Source organism: Enterocloster sp. OA13 (assembly GCF_022440595.1).
Lineage (GTDB): Bacteria > Bacillota > Clostridia > Lachnospirales > Lachnospiraceae > Enterocloster > Enterocloster hominis.
In genome coordinates, this window is the sequence record NZ_JAKNTF010000001.1 from 4,258,370 (window position 1) to 4,276,431 (window position 18,062).

Annotated in this window: 17 protein-coding genes; 2 read left to right on the forward strand and 15 right to left on the reverse strand. The window is 49.5% G+C overall.

All coding sequences use genetic code 11. The features are described from left to right. Positions 1 to 112: 112 nt before the first annotated feature. The 9 genes from MCJ35_RS18840 to MCJ35_RS18880 form a co-directional block, all read right to left on the reverse strand. A complete protein-coding gene (locus MCJ35_RS18840; RefSeq protein ID WP_002567924.1) occupies positions 113 to 565 on the reverse strand; it encodes an NUDIX hydrolase in 453 nt (150 codons plus the stop codon). 566 nt (positions 566 to 1,131) lie between these two features. Further along, complete coding sequence (locus tag MCJ35_RS18845) at positions 1,132 to 1,902, reverse strand: sugar phosphate isomerase/epimerase family protein (RefSeq protein ID WP_025485899.1); 771 nt, start codon at positions 1,900 to 1,902, stop codon at positions 1,132 to 1,134. An 18-nt stretch (positions 1,903 to 1,920) separates the two neighbouring features. Then, entirely contained in the window at positions 1,921 to 2,439 is a 519-nt protein-coding gene (locus tag MCJ35_RS18850; RefSeq protein ID WP_008719244.1) for a VOC family protein, read from the reverse strand. Between the two features lie 17 nt (positions 2,440 to 2,456). After that, a complete protein-coding gene (locus MCJ35_RS18855) occupies positions 2,457 to 2,918 on the reverse strand; it encodes a VOC family protein (protein WP_008719245.1) in 462 nt (153 codons plus the stop codon). An 18-nt stretch (positions 2,919 to 2,936) separates the two neighbouring features. Continuing rightward, positions 2,937 to 3,899, reverse strand: a complete 963-nt coding sequence (locus MCJ35_RS18860; RefSeq protein WP_025485896.1) for a sugar phosphate isomerase/epimerase family protein — start codon at positions 3,897 to 3,899, stop codon at positions 2,937 to 2,939. A gap of 134 nt (positions 3,900 to 4,033) precedes the next feature. Beyond that, a complete protein-coding gene (locus MCJ35_RS18865; protein ID WP_025485894.1) occupies positions 4,034 to 5,179 on the reverse strand; it encodes a Gfo/Idh/MocA family protein in 1,146 nt (381 codons plus the stop codon). Positions 5,180 to 5,228: 49 nt separating this feature from the next. Then, entirely contained in the window at positions 5,229 to 6,227 is a 999-nt protein-coding gene (locus tag MCJ35_RS18870) for an ABC transporter permease (protein WP_008719250.1), read from the reverse strand. Between the two features lie 26 nt (positions 6,228 to 6,253). Continuing rightward, positions 6,254 to 7,759 carry a sugar ABC transporter ATP-binding protein gene (locus tag MCJ35_RS18875; RefSeq protein ID WP_008719252.1) on the reverse strand — a complete coding sequence of 502 codons (1,506 nt, stop codon included), beginning with the start codon at positions 7,757 to 7,759 and terminating at the stop codon, positions 6,254 to 6,256. A gap of 70 nt (positions 7,760 to 7,829) precedes the next feature. Next, a complete protein-coding gene (locus MCJ35_RS18880; RefSeq protein WP_008719253.1) occupies positions 7,830 to 8,864 on the reverse strand; it encodes a sugar ABC transporter substrate-binding protein in 1,035 nt (344 codons plus the stop codon). A 319-nt stretch (positions 8,865 to 9,183) separates the two neighbouring features. Here MCJ35_RS18880 and MCJ35_RS18885 point away from each other — a divergent pair, with 319 nt between their 5' ends. Together MCJ35_RS18885 and MCJ35_RS18890 are read left to right on the forward strand one after the other, a co-directional pair. Further along, positions 9,184 to 10,200: a LacI family DNA-binding transcriptional regulator gene (locus MCJ35_RS18885; protein WP_051400664.1), complete on the forward strand. Its 1,017-nt coding sequence runs from the start codon at positions 9,184 to 9,186 to the stop codon at positions 10,198 to 10,200. A 25-nt stretch (positions 10,201 to 10,225) separates the two neighbouring features. Next, positions 10,226 to 11,167 carry an alpha-hydroxy acid oxidase gene (locus MCJ35_RS18890; protein WP_025485891.1) on the forward strand — a complete coding sequence of 314 codons (942 nt, stop codon included), beginning with the start codon at positions 10,226 to 10,228 and terminating at the stop codon, positions 11,165 to 11,167. Here the strand turns inward: MCJ35_RS18890 and MCJ35_RS18895 are convergent. From MCJ35_RS18895 to MCJ35_RS18920, 6 genes are read right to left on the reverse strand one after another with little or no spacing between them, the layout of a single operon-like run. Further along, positions 11,164 to 12,132 carry a transketolase family protein gene (locus tag MCJ35_RS18895; RefSeq protein WP_025485890.1) on the reverse strand — a complete coding sequence of 323 codons (969 nt, stop codon included), beginning with the start codon at positions 12,130 to 12,132 and terminating at the stop codon, positions 11,164 to 11,166. The two genes, MCJ35_RS18890 and MCJ35_RS18895, sit on opposite strands and share 4 nt — an antisense overlap. Positions 12,133 to 12,134: 2 nt before the next feature. After that, positions 12,135 to 12,980, reverse strand: coding sequence for a transketolase (locus tag MCJ35_RS18900; protein ID WP_025485888.1), 846 nt, complete (start codon positions 12,978 to 12,980; stop codon positions 12,135 to 12,137). Positions 12,981 to 12,991: 11 nt separating this feature from the next. Beyond that, positions 12,992 to 13,981 (reverse strand): ABC transporter permease, encoded by a 990-nt coding sequence (locus MCJ35_RS18905; RefSeq protein WP_034577666.1) that lies wholly within the window; start codon positions 13,979 to 13,981, stop codon positions 12,992 to 12,994. Next, a complete protein-coding gene (locus tag MCJ35_RS18910) occupies positions 13,981 to 15,477 on the reverse strand; it encodes a sugar ABC transporter ATP-binding protein (protein WP_025485885.1) in 1,497 nt (498 codons plus the stop codon). The genes MCJ35_RS18905 and MCJ35_RS18910 overlap by 1 nt, the downstream gene beginning before the upstream one ends. A 59-nt stretch (positions 15,478 to 15,536) precedes the next feature. Next, the gene (locus tag MCJ35_RS18915) at positions 15,537 to 16,574 is read right to left on the reverse strand and encodes a substrate-binding domain-containing protein (RefSeq protein WP_025485884.1); all 1,038 of its coding nucleotides are present in this window, start codon (positions 16,572 to 16,574) and stop codon (positions 15,537 to 15,539) included. Positions 16,575 to 16,587: 13 nt separating this feature from the next. Beyond that, entirely contained in the window at positions 16,588 to 18,051 is a 1,464-nt protein-coding gene (locus MCJ35_RS18920) for a glycoside hydrolase family 32 protein (RefSeq protein WP_025485883.1), read from the reverse strand. Between the last annotated feature and the right edge of the window lie 11 nt (positions 18,052 to 18,062).

Here is an 18,062-nt window from a genome sequence, read left to right on the forward strand (position 1 = left end):
AGCCGCCGCCCCGCAAGTATAGCCGCCACCCTGCAAGTTTAAGCTTGCGCGTCCTGGTCCGAAAAAGGCGCCCCGGTCAACCCGGAGCGCCCTTATATGCCTAACTATTCACTTAAAAATACTTCTTGCTTCCCCAAAGATTACTCTTCTTCAAATCCAGATACTCATTATATGCTTTTTCCAGTATCTGCTTCTCATTCGAAAACTTCAGCAGATGGTATGCTTCATAGAACTTATAATATCCGGAATCCAGAAAGTACTCTTCCCGCTGTGGTTTGCTGTAATAGCTGTCGGCCATCATCAGATACCAGTGTACGTCCTTTTCCACCACGTCCTGTGGGGTGTTGAATGAATATTGGCTCTTGCCGATATACTTGATAATGGATGCACTGACACCGGTCTCCTCCTTTACCTCGCGGAGCGCCGTTTCCTTATACTCTTCGCCAGCTTCTACTGTTCCCTTAGGCAATACCCATCCTTCATACTTATTCTTATAATTCTTGTAAAGGACGAGAATCTTCCCTCGAAATATAACCACACCGCCGCAGCTCGTTGCCTCAATCATTGCAATTCCTCCTGGTGTTGGTGTGAACCTGGCCGTGCTGTCGCCATACCCGAAAGTACGGCGGCACTGACCATAACTGGTCTTAGTATACAACTTTTGGAAGGGATATGCAAGGTTTATCTGTGTTTTGGGGCTGGGAGGTAACTGGTAATTCATTTGGCAATTCATCATGTTCATACTTTTAGTAATTTATTTTAATCCGCCAAGGCAGAATAACCCCAAACAAAGCGCCAGCGCAGCCCTCCATCCGCAAAAAAGGATACCCTGTACATTACACAAGGTATCCTTTCTGCCAATTTCCTGTCTATCCTGCCTGTCCTATCCAGATATCATTCCAGGCTACGCGGGCTTTTCCAAATCCCTACAGGTCTTTCCAAATTCCCGCAGGCTTTCCAGACCGACGCAGGTCTTTCCAAGCCTTCTCAGGCTATTCCAGACCCACGCAGGTTTTTCAGATTCCCGCAGGCTTTCCCAGCCCCACGCAGGTCTTTCAGATTCCCGCAGGCTTTCCCAGCCACGCAGGTCTTTCCAAGCCACCACAGGCCTTTCCCCCTGCACAGGCTTCCTCAATACTGCCTCAACCCCCTGATACTGAGTTCAGCGCTCTCAAGCACATCAATCTTACTGTTATCCTGCTCTACAACGGCCCATGAAAGCCCCAGCGCCTTTGCGCAGGAGAGGATCCGCAGGTTATTCATGTTCCCGGTGCCGATGGCGCAGAATGTAGGCGCTTCCTCCCCATCATCCGAAACCGTGCCGCCAAGGCTCTCATAATCCTTGACGTGGATCATTTCAAGCCGGGATTTCTTCCCTTCCATGTAATCCACGGGATCCACCCCTGCGAAATAGGCCCAGAACGTATCCAGCTCCAACCCCACCGAATCATCCGCAGATAAAATGGAGTCCAGGACATAGCCGTTCCCGCCTGCATCCTCCTTGAATTCAAAATCATGGTTGTGGTACAGCAGGCGCACGCCGTATTTCCTGCCAAGGGCAATCAGATCCGGGATCATATCCTTTATCTTCTGATAGCCTTCCCCGGTACGAAGCCCGGGCGCCAGCCAGGGAATCGTCAGGCAGGGGATTCCGGCCTCCTTGGCATAAATGAATTCCCCCTCTGCATCCGCTTCCCACCGTTCCAGCTGGACATGGGAGTTGCACGCTTCAAGGTTGCAGCCGGCAAGCAGTTCCCTCATCTCGTCTGCAGCTATCCCCTGATAGCTGCAGAATTCCACACCGTCATATCCCATGGCTGCAATTTTTTTAATTGTATCAATCAGCCCTTCTTTGGTTTTACATAAAGACTGGGCAGAGTATAACTGATATCCCATTTTCATGAGCCGGTTCCCCCTAAATCAATCGTGGTCGTTTGCAACCTGAAGGCTGTTCTCCGTATACTGCATTATCTCAATTTCATTCCCTTCCGGATCCTGGACATAGAAGCCGTAGGAATTACACTGACCAATGGTTCCCTCCTCGGCAAATGGCTTGGTAAAGGGTTCTTCCATCCACTCAGGACCGTGCCAGAGCGTAAGGCCCTTGTCCTCCAGTTCCTTTGCCGCCTGGAAAATGTCCTCTACCAGCAGGCATACATGGTGGAATTCCTGGTTTTTGGTGTCGTTCCTGCCGATATAGGGCACGTTAAACAGCTCGATGAATTCCTTCGGGGCGATTTTCATATAGCTGATCCACTCATCCCCCGGCTTTGCTTCTAACGGATATCCCTTCTCCAGGTAGCCGTCTATGATGTCCTGCTCAAAATTGATGGTGAACAGCTTCTCAAGCCCCATTACCTCCTCATAAAACTTTACCATTTTAGGGTAATCATTGCAGCAGAATGTACAGTGGCTCAATCGATTGATATATTTTCCCATTTTCTTTTCCTCCCGTTTTATAATTCCTTGTCATTTACAATCTGCAGGCTGTCAGGTGTGAATTCCATTAATTCCCACTCTCCGCCCTCAGGGTCAAACACGAACATACAGTGGCTCTTGCAGAGTCCCACGGAATCATCCGGCGTACGTCCCACCGGAAGGCCTTTTCCTTCCTCCAGGTCCTTTACAGCTGCAAAACGGTCATTCACCTCAAAGCATACATGATAGTGGGAGCGCTCACAGCGCTTCTTTGTGCCGTCGTAATAGTCCAGACGGTCAGACGGGATTTCCGGGATTATCTCTATGTACTGTCCCGGCGCCACACGGAAATAGGAAATCCATGTCTCCCCGTGTTCATTGATTAAATCAAATGCCTTCCTGAATCCCATTGTCTCCGTAAAAAATTCTTCCAGCTTTTCCAGATTGTTCTCCCTGCAGCGAAGCGCCACATGACCAAGTCCCTTGTATTTGATTGCCATAATCTCTCTCCTTTTCTTTTATGCCCACCACATTTGTGCAGGTTCTTCTTCTATAATGATATCCTGTAAGAATTGAACTGCCTTTTCCAAGCCTTCCTTTACCGACATAAGGCTGTCCTCATGTTCAATGGATACCACCCCGTCATATCCCGTCATCCGGAGCGCAGATATGATATCCTTCCAGGTCTGGCTGTCATGTCCGTAACCAACGGTCCTGAAAAGCCAGCTCCTGTTAATCTCGTCCCCATATGGTTTCGTGTCCAGGACTCCTGTCCTGGCCGTATTCCCCTTGTCAATCCGGCAGTCCTTGGCATGCACGTAATGGATGGCATCGCCCAGTTCCCGGATGGCGGATACCGCATCCATCCCCTGCCAGAACAGATGGCTGGGGTCGAAGTTGGCCCCTATCACATCATCGGTGGCCTCCCTCAGGCGCAGCATGGTTTCCGTATTGTAAACGCAGAAGCCGGGATGCATTTCAATGGCAACCTTTACCCCTGCGCGCTTTGCAATGGCCGCCGCTTCCTTCCAGTAAGGTACCAGCTTTTCATTCCACTGGTAGTCCAGCACTTTCATGAAATCCTCCGGCCAGGGGCAGGTAACCCAGTTAGGGTAGTGGGACCCGTCCGAATCGCCCGGGCAGCCGGAAAATGTCACGATGGTGTCCACCCCCAGCTCCTGTGCCAGGGCCACGGTATCCACAAATGCCTTATGGTCCGCTGCCGCTATCTTCTTATCCGGATGAATGGGATTGCCATGACAGGATAAAGCAGATATCACCATGTCGTTCTCTTCCAGAAGCTGTTTTAATTCCTTGATTTTATCCGGGTTTCCCAGAAATACATCCGGATTACAGTGCGCGCTGTTCGTCACCCTGCTGGTTCCCAGTTCCACCGCCTTCACGCCCAGGCCGTGCAGATAAGGAAGCACGTCCTTTAATGGCTGGGATGCAAATGGTACTGTTAATGTTCCGATTTTCATACTAAAACTCCTCTCTCACGGAGCCTCCGCCGCAGAAGGCTGCTCCGAATACTCCTATTACCATCTTGGGCAGATAACGGTGAGGACAGGGCCTCATATCTGCCCGAGGCCATATCAGGCGGTCCGCCCGTGATTTACAGCGTTACCCAGCCGCCGTTTTTTGCGCTTTCCATGCAGGCGTCCACCAGCTTCATGATCTGCACCCCGTCTGCAAAGGTTGCATAGGTCTGTCCGGTCTGGGAGAATGTCCCCCGTTCAATTGAAGCGTAGAACTCCCGGATTCCATTTCTCAGCGCATCGCTCCATGCAACCGGATGTCCGCCCGGAAGGGTGGCATACCTTACCGCGTCCCCGGAAAGCGCTGCCGGTGATGACCGGATGATCTGCACTCCGTTTTCCCTAGTGCCGATGGACAGTACATCCGGGCTTTGCTGCTGCCATTCCATGGAACACCGTTCCCCGGAAATTTCCAGACGCAGGTCATTGAGATGACCGCCGCTTACCTGGGACAGGTTCAGGTTCCCCAGCGTCCCATCCTCAAACCTTACCAGGATGAACGCCGCGTCCTCTGACGTGACAGGGACCAGTTCATACCCATCTTCCTCCACGCTGGCAAATGTCTCCACCTGCCTGTCAGGCTTCTTCCTAAAGGGATGGACGGTCATAAGCTCCGCCCGCACCGCCATGATTTTCTTACCCAGGGCATACTGGGCCGTATCGAACCAATGGCTTCCGATATCGGCCACGGTCCTGGAGTTTCCGCCCATGTCAGACGTAAGCCTCCAGTTATAATCCGTATCAAGCATCATCCAGTCCTGGGTATACTGCCCTGTCACATGGAAGATACGTCCAACGGAACCATTGTTCACCCGTTCCTTCATCTCCTGGACAATGGCATTGTTCCTGTAATTAAAGTTCACGCCTGCGGCCACATGGTTCTTTTCGGCAACCGCCACAAGCTCCTGGCCCTGTTCCACCGTGATTGCCAGGGGTTTCTCACAGTATATGTGGATTCCCTTCTCCATCACATATTTATTAATTTCGTAGTGCAGGCCGTTGGGCGTGCAGTTATGTACCACATCCGGATGGATTTCGTCTATCATCTGTCTGTAATCCGTGTAAATGCGCCCTACCCCTAATTCCGCCGCCTTTGCTTTAAGCGCTTCCTCATTGGAGTCCACCAGGGCCGCCACTTCATTGCCCGGTATCCTGCGGACCGCCTCCACATGCTGCTGTCCGGTGAATCCGGTTGCAATTACCGCTACTTTCCGTTTATCCATATTGATTTCCTTTCCCTATTACTTAGGAATTTACGCAATGCCGTACTAATTACGCCATCTTCGCCTTACTCATCCTGTCTGCCAGTTTTGTGGACATCACATCGAGGATAATTGCAAGAAGGATCATCACGCCTTTTGCTACCAGCTGCCAGTTTGAATCCACTCCCAGCAGGTTCAGGCCGTTGTTGATGACGCCTACAATCATACATCCGAAGATAGTCCCAACCACGTTGGCGCTTCCGCCTGAAAGAGGGGTTCCGCCGATGACAACGGCTGCAATGGCGTCCAATTCCGTGTTCTGTCCTGCCGCTACCTGGGCAGAGGCGGAACGTGCCGTCAGCACAGTGGCTGCAATGGCGATATATACCCCCATTACGGCGTACACGCCCCAGCGCACCCTTGCGATATTAATGCCGGAAAGCCTTGCCGCCTCCGGGTTTCCTCCCATTGCCAGCGCATAGCGGCCGAACTTAGTCTTATTCAGGATGAATACCATGATGAATACCATTCCCAGCATGATATATACCGGAATGGGGATTCCCAGCCAGTAGCCCTGTCCGATTACAATGAACTCCTGAGGCAGGTTGGAAACCGGAACCATTTTCGTCACCAGATAGGTGGCGCCTTTGAATGCGGACATGGTCGCCAGGGTCACGATGAACGGAGGCAGGTCAAATGCAGTGATGATTGTGGCACTGATCGTGCCGCAGGCAACGCCTGCCACGCAGGCCCCCAGCACAGCCACCGGAATCGGAACGCCCGCCACCAGGAATTTTCCAAGGATTACGCCTACCAGACCTACCATACAGCCAACCGCCAGGTCGATGTGGCCGGAGCTTAAAAGCAGCGTATAGCCGGCTGATAAAATAACACTGTATGCCACCTGACGGATCAGGTTCCTTAAGTTGCCTCCGCTGGTGAAGATTCCGTTTGTGCCAATTGCCATCAATATAAACAGGATGATCAGAATGACCAGCGCCTTATTATCCATTACGAATTTCCCGATGGGGGTATCCAGCAAAGTGTCTTTTTTCTTTGTCTTATCCATTTTTCCAATCCTTTCTCCGTATATAATTAAGCCTGGGATGCTCCGAATGCATGGGTTATCAGGCTTTCCTGGGTTGCCTCCGCCCGGTCGCATTCACAGACCACCCGTCCGTGGCGGATTACCAGGATCCGGTCGCTCATCCCCAGGATTTCCGGAAGCTCCGAGGAAATCATGATGATGGCCATGCCTTTTCCTGCCAGCGTGCTGAGAAGCTTATGGATTTCCGACTTGGAACCCACATCGATGCCCCTGGTAGGCTCATCCACAATCAGTACCTTAGGCTCTGTCAGCAGCCATCTGCCAATCAGGACCTTCTGCTGGTTGCCGCCGGAGAGCTGGCTGATCAGCTGTTTTTCAGAGGAACATTTGACCGCCATCATATCCCGGTTTTCCTCAAACACTTCCCGTTCCTTTTTGCTGTCAATCACACCCATTTTATTGCAAAGCCTGCCCAGCACCGCAATGGTGGTGTTGGCCTTGACGGAAAGGGCATATATGGATCCCGACCGCATACGGTCTTCCGTCAGCATGGCCAGGCCGTTGTCCAGGGCGTCCTTTGGATTCCTTATACGCACCTGTCTTCCGTCTATAAAGACCTCACCGGAATCCTTTGGGTCGCTGCCGAATACGGCGCGCATGATTTCCGACCGCCCGGCTCCCACCAGACCGCTGATTCCCAGGATTTCCCCCCTGCGGACAGAGAAATTAATATCCTTAAACACACCGATACGGTTAAAGTTCTTCACTTCCAGGACAACATCGCCAATCTCTGCCGTCTGCTTCGGGAACAGGTTGGTGATATCGCGTCCCGCAATCATATTGACCAGTTCAGGCTGCGTGATGTCCGTACAGTCCCTGGTAGCTATGTACTGACCGTCCCGGTATACGGATACACGGTCGCATATGTCGAATATTTCTTCCAGTTTATGGGATATGAAAATAATGGATACGCCCTTCCTGGATAAATCCGCTACAATCCGGTAAAGCGTCTTAACCTCGTCATCCGCCAAAGCCGAAGTGGGTTCATCCATGATAATCACATCTGCGCCATAGGAGGTTGCACGGATCAGCTCTACCATCTGCATCTGCGCCACCGACAGATTCTTCACCAGGGCCTTGATATCCAGCTTGATATCCAGTTGTTTCAACAGTTCTTCCGTCTTTTCATACCTGGCCTTTTTGTGGATCATGCCCGCCTTCATGAACTGGTTTTCCCGGCCCAGCCAGATATTCTCCGTTACATCCATGGTGGGGATCAGGCTTATCTCCTGGTGGATCATTGCAATTCCGGAATGCAGCGCATCCAGGGGACTGGTAAAATTCACCTTTTTCCCTTTATAAGTCACCGTGCCCTCCTCCGGGGTGTAGATTCCCAGGAGAACCTTCATAAGAGTAGACTTTCCGGCTCCATTTTCGCCAATGACCGCATGCACCTCCCCTTTCCGAAGCTCCAGGTCCACTTTATCCAGTGCCCTGACGCCGGGAAACAGCTTGGTGATTCCTTCCATTTTTAAAATTATCTCTTGACTCATATATCTACCTCATCTCAAGCGCCGATTATCAGTAAAGAAAGGGCGGGCTGTAACCGCCCTCTTGACATCCTTAATTCATATTCATGTATTCGTCTATGTTTTCGCTGGTCAGTACCACCAGGCCGTCCTCGCCTGCCGTGGCAAAAGAATCCGTAAATGTACCGTCAATCGCGCCTATGCAGATATCCAGGCGTACGCCCTCAATCTTTTCCTGGTCCGCCAGGACAGTCATTGTCTGGTTGCCAAGCTTAATCTGTTCACGTCCGATTTTTGTCCCGTCAACGCCCATTGTAAGGAAACCGCTCTTGCCCTGTGCGATAAGCGCATTGCACACCCCAAGGGTCATATCATCGGATGCAGTGGAAACAGCGTTCATCTCCGGATATCTCATGAGCCAGTCTTCCGTGATGTTAGTGGCCTTGTCCGTGCTCCAGTCCGCGTACTGGGAATCCAGGACCTTCACACGGTCCGGCATCTCCTCTGCCAGCTCCAGCACATCCTGATTCCTCTTAAGCTGCTCTGTCTGGGATGCAATTCCATAAATCAGGCCGAAGTTAAGGACCGTATCCGGGTTCTCATCCAGATAATTAAGGATGAACTTCTTTTTCATCTCCTTAATGGAATCCTCATCCATGCCGCGGAAGGAAATATCCACGCTTTCATCTTCCGTGCCGCGCTCTCCCATGGTTATGATGCCGGCTGCCTTTGCTGCCTGGAATGCCGGGATTGCGCCGCTGGTGTCAACTTCACTTATAATAAGGATGTCCGGGTTCTGTACAATCAGAGATTCCACATCGGCAAGCTGCTTATCCTGGCTGGCCTGCGCGTCGGTGGTAATGATCTCAATGGCAACATCGGGATGTTCCGCCATATAGGCGTCCGCCTCAGCCTGAAACGCAATCATGCTCCGTTTATTATTTTCATCCAGGTTTGAAAATGATTTTGCTATCTTATAAACCTTTTTCCCATCATCCGCAGCCTGTTCCCCGCTGGCAGTGCTGCTCTTGCCTGTTGTACCGGCAACCGCGTTTCCTTTGTCTCCTCCGCACCCTGCAAGGGATACCACCATTGCTGCTGTCAATAACATTGCTGCTGCTTTCTTCATTACTAAATCCTCCTCATAATTATATAAGTTTTATAACAGCCTTGCCGCCAACCATGTGATTGCGGTTTGTTTCATTCGTTTCATCGCTGTTTCTGAAATAATCATAATCCTTTCAGGAAAACTTGTCAACGCTTTTGTACTTTTTTGTGATTTTGCATAATTTAACATTTTTTTATTGTGCAATATGCACATTTTATTCCCACTGAAAATATTTTTCACTGAAATATATTGATTTTTTTCAGAAAACCGATTATAGTTGAACTAGAAACATAAATAATATTGTTTTTTTCTGAAAATCATTTGGAATTGGAGCAGTGCCATGAATACGAATTTAGATATGAATAAGAAAGTCAAAGTATCAGAAATAGCTGCTGTGGCAGGAGTTTCGCCTGCTACGGTATCACGGGTGATTAATCAGAGGGAAATCGTCAAGGGGGAGACTTATGAAAAAGTCATCCAGGCCATGAAACAGCTGGGATGCAGCATCAATGAATCCCCCATCCCCCAGCCCGCCTCCACAGGCCTTATCCTCATTAATATCCCTTCCCTTAACAACCCCTTTTACGGCGCCATCATAAAGGGGGCGCGTGCGTCGATTTCACGCCATGGTTATTCCATGTTGATTAATGAAGGCCATATTAATCCAGGCACCATTGACTTGCTTGTGAAAACACTCAAGCAGAACAAGGTAATCGGCCTGATTACCATGAACTGCATTGAAACGTCATTGATTAAGAAATTGTCGGATACCACCTGCGTGGTACAGTGCTGTGAATACAATGAGGATACCGACCTTCCATATGTCAGCATAAACGATGTCGCTTCCGCCAAGATGGCGGTGGAACATCTGCTGGCCCAGGGAAAGAAGCGGATAGCCTTCATCAACGGCCCCTTCCGGTATAAATACGCCAAGCACCGTCTGCAGGGATATATGCAGGCGCTGGAAGAAGCCGGGGTCCCGGTGGACCAGGAATATATCGTACAGCTGCCTGAGATAGACTCCGACCTGGCCACCTCCGCCGCCTTGCAGTTACTTAACCTGAGCGAACCCCCGGATGCATTTTTCACCGTATCCGATGTTTACGGTGCGGCGGTCCTGCGCGCCTGTTACCTCTCCAAGCGCAGGGTGCCGGAACAGGTGGCCGTGGTGGGCTTTGATAATCTGGAAATATCAAAAAGCCTGGTCCCCGCCCTGAGCACGGTCAACCAGCCCAAGTCGCAGCTGGGATTCATGGCCGCTGAAACACTTTTTGAGAAAATCGCCAATCCCGCCATACCCAACAAAAAAATACTGCTGGATACCGAACTCATTGTGCGCGAGTCCTCATCCCTGTAAAACAAACGAAAGGATTACTTATATTATGGAACACATGCTCCGCGAACCAGCGAAAGATTCAAATGAAATCACAAGGGAATATTTTGATGAAATACTTGTAGAAATGCGCCACATCGGTGCGGTTACCCCCGATACCACCTTAAACCTCTATGGGAAGACATTTTCCACCCCCATAATGATGGCCGCGCTCTCCCATCTGAAAGGCATGGACGGCAAAGGGGACGGGATGGTTGAAATGGCCCAGGGCGCCAGGATGGCAGGAACCGTCAACTGGGCCGGGATGGGGACGGAGGAACAGTTTTCTGCCATTGCCGCCACCGGCGCCCCCACCATCCGGATCATCAAGCCTTACGAGGACGAATCCCTTGTGTTAAGGAAAATAGCGCAGGCCGAAGAGCTGGGCGCCCTGGCGGTGGGGATGGACCTTGACCATGCATTTAACGCCAGGGGCAGGGCTGACAATGTCCTTGGACACCCCATGCGGCCCAGGACCTTAAAGGAGATTGAAAGTTACTGCCGCAGGACAAAGCTTCCCTTTATCCTCAAAGGGATACTCAGCGCGGCGGACGCAGGAAAATGCCTGGAGGCAGGAGCCGGGGGGATTGTAGTCTCCCACCATCACGGAATCATCCCCACAGCGGTTGCCCCCCTTATGGTCCTTCCTGAAATTGCAGACGTAATCAGAAAGAGGATCCCCATCTTTGTTGACTGCGGCATCATGAATGGAGCCGACGCCTTCAAGGCCCTGGCCCTTGGCGCCACAGCCGTCAGCGTGGGCCGACCTGTGATGAAGGCCATATCAAAAAGCGGCGCCCAGGGCGCCGCTGATACCATCGCTGAAATTACTGCGGAACTGGCCGGGATGATGGCCAGGACCTGTTCCCCTGATGTGGGGCATATTGACCCGTCCCTGCTTTGGAGACGGGGAGGCGGGAAGCACGGTTTTTCATCTGTTAAAGAATATTAAACGGCTTCCTTTGGTACACAGTTCATTTTAAGGCCGAGTGCCTCCTTGACGCACTGAGAGATATCTTCCGCGCACATATGATATTTCTTCATCAGTGCGCCGGCCTCCCCTGATTTTCCAAATATATCTTTTACCCCATGGCGGACTACGGGAACCTGGCAGCTCTGGCAAACTGTTTCACAGACAGCCGCTCCCAGTCCTCCTATTATATTATGCTCCTCCGTTGTCACGATTGCCCCCGTTTCCCTGGCACAGCGAACCACAAGTTCTTCATCCAAAGGCTTGATTGTGTGCATATCCACTACCCGGACGTTTACTCCTTCTTTCTCCAATACAAGCGCTGCCTTAAGTGCTTCCTGAACCATTAATCCGGTAGCAATAATCGCAGCATCCTCCCCCTGTCTCAATATCACGCCTTTTCCCAGCTGAAAATCATACTCCGGTGTGGATGTGACCGTCTCAACAGGAAGCCGTCCCAGCCTGAGATAACACGGACCTTCATATTCGGCTATGGCTTTTACAGCCAGGGCCGTTTCATTTGCATCGCAGGGGTTTACCACCACCATATTCGGTATTGTCCGCATCAGAGATAAATCTTCCAGACATTGATGCGTCGCCCCATCTTCCCCAATGGAGAGTCCTGCATGCGTTCCCACTACCTTTACGTTTAGTCTTGGATAACAGATACTGTTTCTGACCTGGTCATACGCCCTGCCGGCAGCAAACATCGCAAAGCTATGTATGAACACTGTTTTTCCAGTGGAAGCCATCCCTGCAGCCATTCCTGCCATATTACACTCTGCAATACCTGCATTGAAAAAGCGCTCCGGATAGGAACCTGCAAAATCCTTAGACATCGTACAGCATGCAAGATCTGCATCAATAGCCATGACATGAGGATTTTCCATGCCCAGCTGCAAAAGCGCCTTACCATATGCTACCCTTGTGGCAATTTTATCTCCCATTTTCATACCTCCTCCAACATCTGCAACCGTACTTCCAATTCTCCTTTTGCAGCTTCATATTCTGCCTTTGACGGTGCATGTCCGTGCCATGACACCTGGTTTTCCATAAATGAGACGCCTTTCCCCTTTACCGTACGGGCAAGGATCATTACCGGTTTTCCCGTTATATCCCTCGCCTTTTTCAAGGCCTGACTGATTTGTGCAACATCATTTCCATCAATCTGAAGTACCTCCCAGCCAAATGCTTTCCATTTATCTCCTAATGGTTCCAGAGGCATTACCTCGTCTGTCGGTCCATCTATCTGAAGACCATTAACATCTACAATGCCAGTTAAATTATCCAGCTTATATTTGGATGCCGCCATGGCTGCTTCCCAGATCTGCCCTTCCTGTATTTCCCCATCTCCCATAACAGCATAAACCCGGTATTTCTTTTTATCAGCCTTGGCAGACAATGCCATTCCTACTGCAGCCGACAGCCCCTGCCCCAAGGAGCCGGTAGACATATCAACTCCCGGAATTCCGTTCATTTCCGCGTGTCCAGAAAGATTGCTGTCCACATGACGGAACGTCTTTAGATGCTCCTCCGGAAAATATCCCCGCATAGCCAGTACCGGATACAGGGCGGCAGTACAATGCCCCTTTGAAAGCACCAGCCTGTCCCTGTCCTCATATCCTGGATGCTCAGGTGAGATATTCATTTCCTTAAAATAGAGCACTGTCAGGATTTCCATAACTGAAAACGCACCACCGATATGTCCAGACTGACATCCATATACGGCTGACAGCCCTAACATCCTTCCTTTTGTTGCAATTCTTTCATATTCTATCCTCTCATTCCTATCCATACACAACCCCCTCATTCCTTTTGTTCCCTGTGGTTTTTCAACGAATCAATATATATGGCCAGCAATACGATGATTCCCTTGACCACCAGCTGCCAGTAGGAATTCACCCCCAGCAGGTTCAGACCATTACTGATAATTCCAATGACCAGGACTCCCAGGACAGTTCCTCCAATCTGCCCTTTGCCTCCCGACATGGAAATTCCTCCAAGAACACATGCAGCTACCGCATCCATTTCATAGCCATCACCTACGGATGGCTGTGCAGAATACATCCTTGCCGCCAGGACAATACCAGCAAATGCAGTCAGAAAGCCTGAAATCATGAACACCATAGTCTCAACCTTTTTAATTGGAACGCCTGATAGTTTTGCGGCTTCACGGTTTCCTCCAATCGCATATACATATGTACCGAACTTCGTTCTGTTTAACAGGATGACAGCCACAGCAACGGCTACAATGGTATAAATTACAGGAAGCGGAATATAACCAAACAGATATCCTGTACCTATTTTTACAAACCGGTCATCCAATACCCTGATGGATTTTCCGCCTGTATAAATATACGCACCACCGCGGCACACATTCATCATGGCAAGTGTTACAATAAATGCGGGGACGCGAAGCCTGGATATAATATAACCATTAATGAATCCCACCAGCACGCCCACACACATACCTATCAAGATGGCCGCCGGAATTGGCACCGCACCATTAACACTAAGCCCAACCGTTACCACTCCTACCATGGCAATAATTGCGCCGCCTGATAAGTCAATCCCTCCCAGTATAATGACAAACGTCATGCCAATGGACAGGAACATATTCGTGGCTATCTGTCTTAGGACCGTCATTATATTAGCCTGCGTCAGAAAGGCAGGGCTTAAAACAGATATTGCCAGGAATAATGCCAGGAACACCACGATGATTCCCACATTATTAGAAATAAAACAGTTCCTGTCCCTGGACTGTCCAATCTTTTCCCCAAAATCCCCTTTTCTCATCATACTGCCGTACCTCCTGTCGCATAATTCATTATGGTCTCCTGGGATAACTCCCCCCGTTCCAGTTCAGCCTTAATCTGCCCATCCGCCACAACATATACCCGGTCGCACATATTAATAATCTCCGGAAGTTCTGATGATACCAGGACTATGGCCATTCCTTCCCGGGCAAGATTATCAATGATTGTGTAAATCTCCTTTTTAGCTCCTACATCAACCCCTCTGGTGGGTTCATCCAGTATCAGGAATCTGGGGCATGTAGCCAGTGCCTTTGCAAGCACCACTTTCTGCTGGTTTCCCCCGGACAGGTTTTTAACCATCTGCCCGGTTGACGGGGTCTTAATATTCAATTTACCAACATAATCCTGTACCACGGATATAAACTGTTTCCGGTCAATCAACATCCTCTTCACCAGACGGCTTATACTTGACAGGGTCAGATTAAAACTTACCGAATTATCAAGGATAAGCCCCTGTTCCTTCCTGCTTTCAGGTACTAAGGCCATTCCATGCTCCGTTGCCTGGCGCGTATTTTTAAAATGCACCTGCTCTCCCTCCATAACCATGGTTCCGCTATCCAGGGAATCCGCCCCATACACACACAGCATGATTTCGCTTCTGCCGGCCCCTACCAGTCCGGAAAATCCGACCACCTCCCCCTTTCCCACATGGAAAGACACATCCTTAAACACACCCTTTTTACTCAGGCCCTCTGCCTGAAATATAGTTTCCCTGCACTCATTAAAGTGACGGACATAATAATCCTCCCAGGTCCTTCCCACCATCATGCTGATAAGCCCATTAGGCTCAGCTTCTTTTATGGTCTGTGTTCCAACATAGCCGCCATCCCTGATTACGGTGACCCGGTCCGCAACCTTAAACAGCTCCTCCAGTCTGTGTGATATATAGATAACCCCTACCCCTTCTTTGGTAATACTTCGGATAGTGTCAAAGAGCTGTTCCACTTCACGTTCTGTCAAGGATGATGTAGGTTCATCCATCACTAATATCCTTGGTCCAAAAGAAAGGGCTTTGGTAATCTCCACCAGCTGCTGTTGGGCAATCGTCAGCTTTTCAACCGGTATCCGTACATTCAGATTGATTCCCAGTTTATCAACCATCTGCTTTGCTTTTTCGAACATGAGTGCCTTATTGGTAAAAAACGTTCCGGTTTTAATTTCCCTTCCCAGAAAAATATTTTCCGCAGCTGTGAGATGAGGGACAAGTACAATTTCCTGGTGGATGATGCCAATCCCCATTTGACGGGCTTTATTCACACTGTCTATCACCACCTGTTTTCCATGAATCTCTATTTCACCTGCATCCGGCCGGTAAATCCCCCCAAGTACCTTAATCAGCGTTGACTTCCCTGCGCCGTTTTCTCCCAGCAGGGCGTGCACTTCCCCTTCTTTCAAATCAAAATCAATTCCTCTCAAGGCATATACTCCGGCAAAATGCTTTTGGATACCCTTCATGCGTAACACTGTATTCCCCATACATTCAACTCCTTATCAAACAAGGAGGAGAGCGCCTTCCCTCTCCTCCCCAACGTATCCTACTGCCAGGAGCCCCTTGTTTTTTCAGCCTCCTCTATTGTCATTTCATAACACGGTACAGCTACCTCTTTTTCGATGGTTTCTCCTAGCAGATATTTATCCGCCATTTCAAAACAGGTTTTAGCAAGAGTAAATGGGGACTGTGCCGCCTCAAACCGTATTGTACCATCTATAAGGAACTCTTTGTCATCTGGAGAAGCATCCACTGTATAAATCATAGGAATTTCCCTTCCAACAGACTGGGACGCCGTAATAAAGCCCTGGGCAGAAAGACCGTTTATGGTAAAGCATGCTTCGATTTCAGGATGGGCTATGAGGATATCTTCTGCTGGCTGTATGGAACTATCCAGCATCCCACCCCCATCCAACTGGGCTGCGATTGTATATAATTCCGGCTTCTCTGCGTCCTTAAGGCCTGCCAGGAAACCGTCCATCCTGTCCCTGCACGCACCGTTACTGGGCATATCCAACACGCCTATGGATGTCCCTTCTGGAAAATCCTTAATCAGGGCCTGTGCACAGAGGTATCCTCCCAAATAATTGTCAGAGGCCACCTGACTGATAACCAAGTCCGAATCCGGCACAGGATTATCAATAACCATGACCGGTACCCCCGCATCATATGCGTATTGAAGTCCTTCCCTGGCCCCGTCCACATCGGCAGCCACGAAGAAAATCATATCCGGTTTGCTGTTTACCACATCCTCAATCTGTGTCAGCTGCAATGCGCTGTCCCAGTCACAGTCATAAACACTGTATGTAAATTTCTCTTTGTCACACAGTTCCTGGAACGTATCTGAAATCGCAATAAAGAAACTATTGGACATGGTACCTGACATAAAAACATATTTCCTATCCTTTTGTCCAGCTTCAGCTGTTTCGGCAGCACTCTCCGTTTCAGTATCCACTGTACTATCAGAAGTCACACTCTCCTTTACCTGTATAGTTGTCTCCTCCACCTTTGTATTACCGCCACATCCCGTCATGGTTCCAATCCCAACTGCCAGCCCCACCGCTACTGCTAACCATTTCTTCATATATTTCCTCCTCCTATTTTTCTTCCTCATTATAATATGTAAATAATTCCCCCACATCGTACTGCCAGGCAGTTAATGACCCATCCGGGTCAGTAGTTCCTGCCTCCACCCTGCATGCCCCTGTACAGGATGGAACAATTGTCACCAGACTCTCTGTACCATTCATCAGTACATCCATTACAGAGATATCAAAATAAATTTCCAGTCCCACTTTTCCTTCAGACTGCAATGCCTCAAGCCGTCTTCCATCTACTGTAAAATATCCATCTGAATAGGAAATCTCAACCGTCTGATCATCATAGCAGAATCGGATCCATACTGCTTTATCCGGCTCCAGTCCTGCTTTTACGGAGAATACGGCCTCGTTCATGATTACCACTTCTTCATCTTTCAAATCATGACACTCTTTCCTAAGCAGATAATACTCTTCTGGTACATTCTGCACCAAGGCTCCGTCTTCCGTAAGGGATAATTCCCTTGGCACGCATTGTACGCCATTCCATCCTCGGGTATTCACAAAACCTTCTACCGCTGCAAACATAATACATCTTCCTTTATTGTCGAATGTTATATTCGGTGCGTAAAAGGCCTTGCCTCGATCCACATACCCCCTTTTCTCCCAAATGAACTCTCCTTTATCAAAATCAATATCACCTACAAAATACTCAACCGGACCATGAGGTGAAACAATCAGAACCCAGCGGTCGCAAATCCGGGCCACAAGAGGGCACTCCATACTTTTCCTTGCATCCCCTGGATATCTGAAAAATACTCCCCGATATTCCCATTGGCTAAATGCGGCATTCTTTGCCTCGTACAAAAGCACCACACAATCCCCATCTTCCGCTTCCATCCTGCCCCCCAGAACCATATAGGTCCTGCCACCGCTGTCAAACGTAAACGGATCCCGCCAATGATAGATAAAATGGTCCCCATGGATATCATTTGTCATCACCGGGTTATTCTCATAATGAACCCAATGAAGCAAATCATCATCGCTTCCAACCAGCATCCTCTGCTGTGCCCCATCTACAGGTCCCCTTCTGCGTCCCAAGCTGGTATAAAGAATAACAGGGATCCCTTCATCATTTACCCTTGTACATCCCCACCATATAAAATACTCGTCATTCTCTATATCCGGATAGCAGACTGACGGCATATGCTCCCAATGCACCATGTCCAGGCTTCTGGCATGCCCCCATAACGCCACACTGTCAAAATACTCCGGCTCTTCCGGAGACCAGCGGTTATTGGGGGTACGATACGGCATACCGCTTCCTACCTCATAACTATCAGGATTGGAACCATACATCATATGGTAATATCCTTTATAGAATGTAAAACCACTGGGGTCATCCCCCCATTGCGCCGGAGAGTGAAAATGGTATCTTGGCCTTGTAGCATCCAAATCCGCTACGGTTTCCGCCACATGGCGTATCTTACCAGTCACCTCCATCAGCTTGTCCTGTGTTCCCATATCCTTCCTCC

What these genes read in the sequence shown, in the direction of transcription:
- MCJ35_RS18910 (WP_025485885.1), bottom strand. Translation starts at nt 15,477, where the DNA reads ATGGGGAATACAGTGTTACGCATGAAGGGTATCCAAAAGCATTTTGCC.
- MCJ35_RS18900 (WP_025485888.1), bottom strand. Translation starts at nt 12,980, where the DNA reads ATGGATAGGAATGAGAGGATAGAATATGAAAGAATTGCAACAAAAGGA.
- MCJ35_RS18890 (WP_025485891.1), top strand. Translation starts at nt 10,226, where the DNA reads ATGGAACACATGCTCCGCGAACCAGCGAAAGATTCAAATGAAATCACA.
- MCJ35_RS18880 (WP_008719253.1), bottom strand. Translation starts at nt 8,864, where the DNA reads ATGAAGAAAGCAGCAGCAATGTTATTGACAGCAGCAATGGTGGTATCC.
- MCJ35_RS18845 (WP_025485899.1), bottom strand. Translation starts at nt 1,902, where the DNA reads ATGAAAATGGGATATCAGTTATACTCTGCCCAGTCTTTATGTAAAACC.
- MCJ35_RS18915 (WP_025485884.1), bottom strand. Translation starts at nt 16,574, where the DNA reads ATGAAGAAATGGTTAGCAGTAGCGGTGGGGCTGGCAGTTGGGATTGGA.
- MCJ35_RS18860 (WP_025485896.1), bottom strand. Translation starts at nt 3,899, where the DNA reads ATGAAAATCGGAACATTAACAGTACCATTTGCATCCCAGCCATTAAAG.
- MCJ35_RS18885 (WP_051400664.1), top strand. Translation starts at nt 9,184, where the DNA reads ATGAATACGAATTTAGATATGAATAAGAAAGTCAAAGTATCAGAAATA.
- MCJ35_RS18870 (WP_008719250.1), bottom strand. Translation starts at nt 6,227, where the DNA reads ATGGATAAGACAAAGAAAAAAGACACTTTGCTGGATACCCCCATCGGG.
- MCJ35_RS18875 (WP_008719252.1), bottom strand. Translation starts at nt 7,759, where the DNA reads ATGAGTCAAGAGATAATTTTAAAAATGGAAGGAATCACCAAGCTGTTT.
- MCJ35_RS18840 (WP_002567924.1), bottom strand. Translation starts at nt 565, where the DNA reads ATGATTGAGGCAACGAGCTGCGGCGGTGTGGTTATATTTCGAGGGAAG.
- MCJ35_RS18855 (WP_008719245.1), bottom strand. Translation starts at nt 2,918, where the DNA reads ATGGCAATCAAATACAAGGGACTTGGTCATGTGGCGCTTCGCTGCAGG.
- MCJ35_RS18865 (WP_025485894.1), bottom strand. Translation starts at nt 5,179, where the DNA reads ATGGATAAACGGAAAGTAGCGGTAATTGCAACCGGATTCACCGGACAG.
- MCJ35_RS18895 (WP_025485890.1), bottom strand. Translation starts at nt 12,132, where the DNA reads ATGGGAGATAAAATTGCCACAAGGGTAGCATATGGTAAGGCGCTTTTG.
- MCJ35_RS18905 (WP_034577666.1), bottom strand. Translation starts at nt 13,981, where the DNA reads ATGAGAAAAGGGGATTTTGGGGAAAAGATTGGACAGTCCAGGGACAGG.
- MCJ35_RS18850 (WP_008719244.1), bottom strand. Translation starts at nt 2,439, where the DNA reads ATGGGAAAATATATCAATCGATTGAGCCACTGTACATTCTGCTGCAAT.
- MCJ35_RS18920 (WP_025485883.1), bottom strand. Translation starts at nt 18,051, where the DNA reads ATGGGAACACAGGACAAGCTGATGGAGGTGACTGGTAAGATACGCCAT.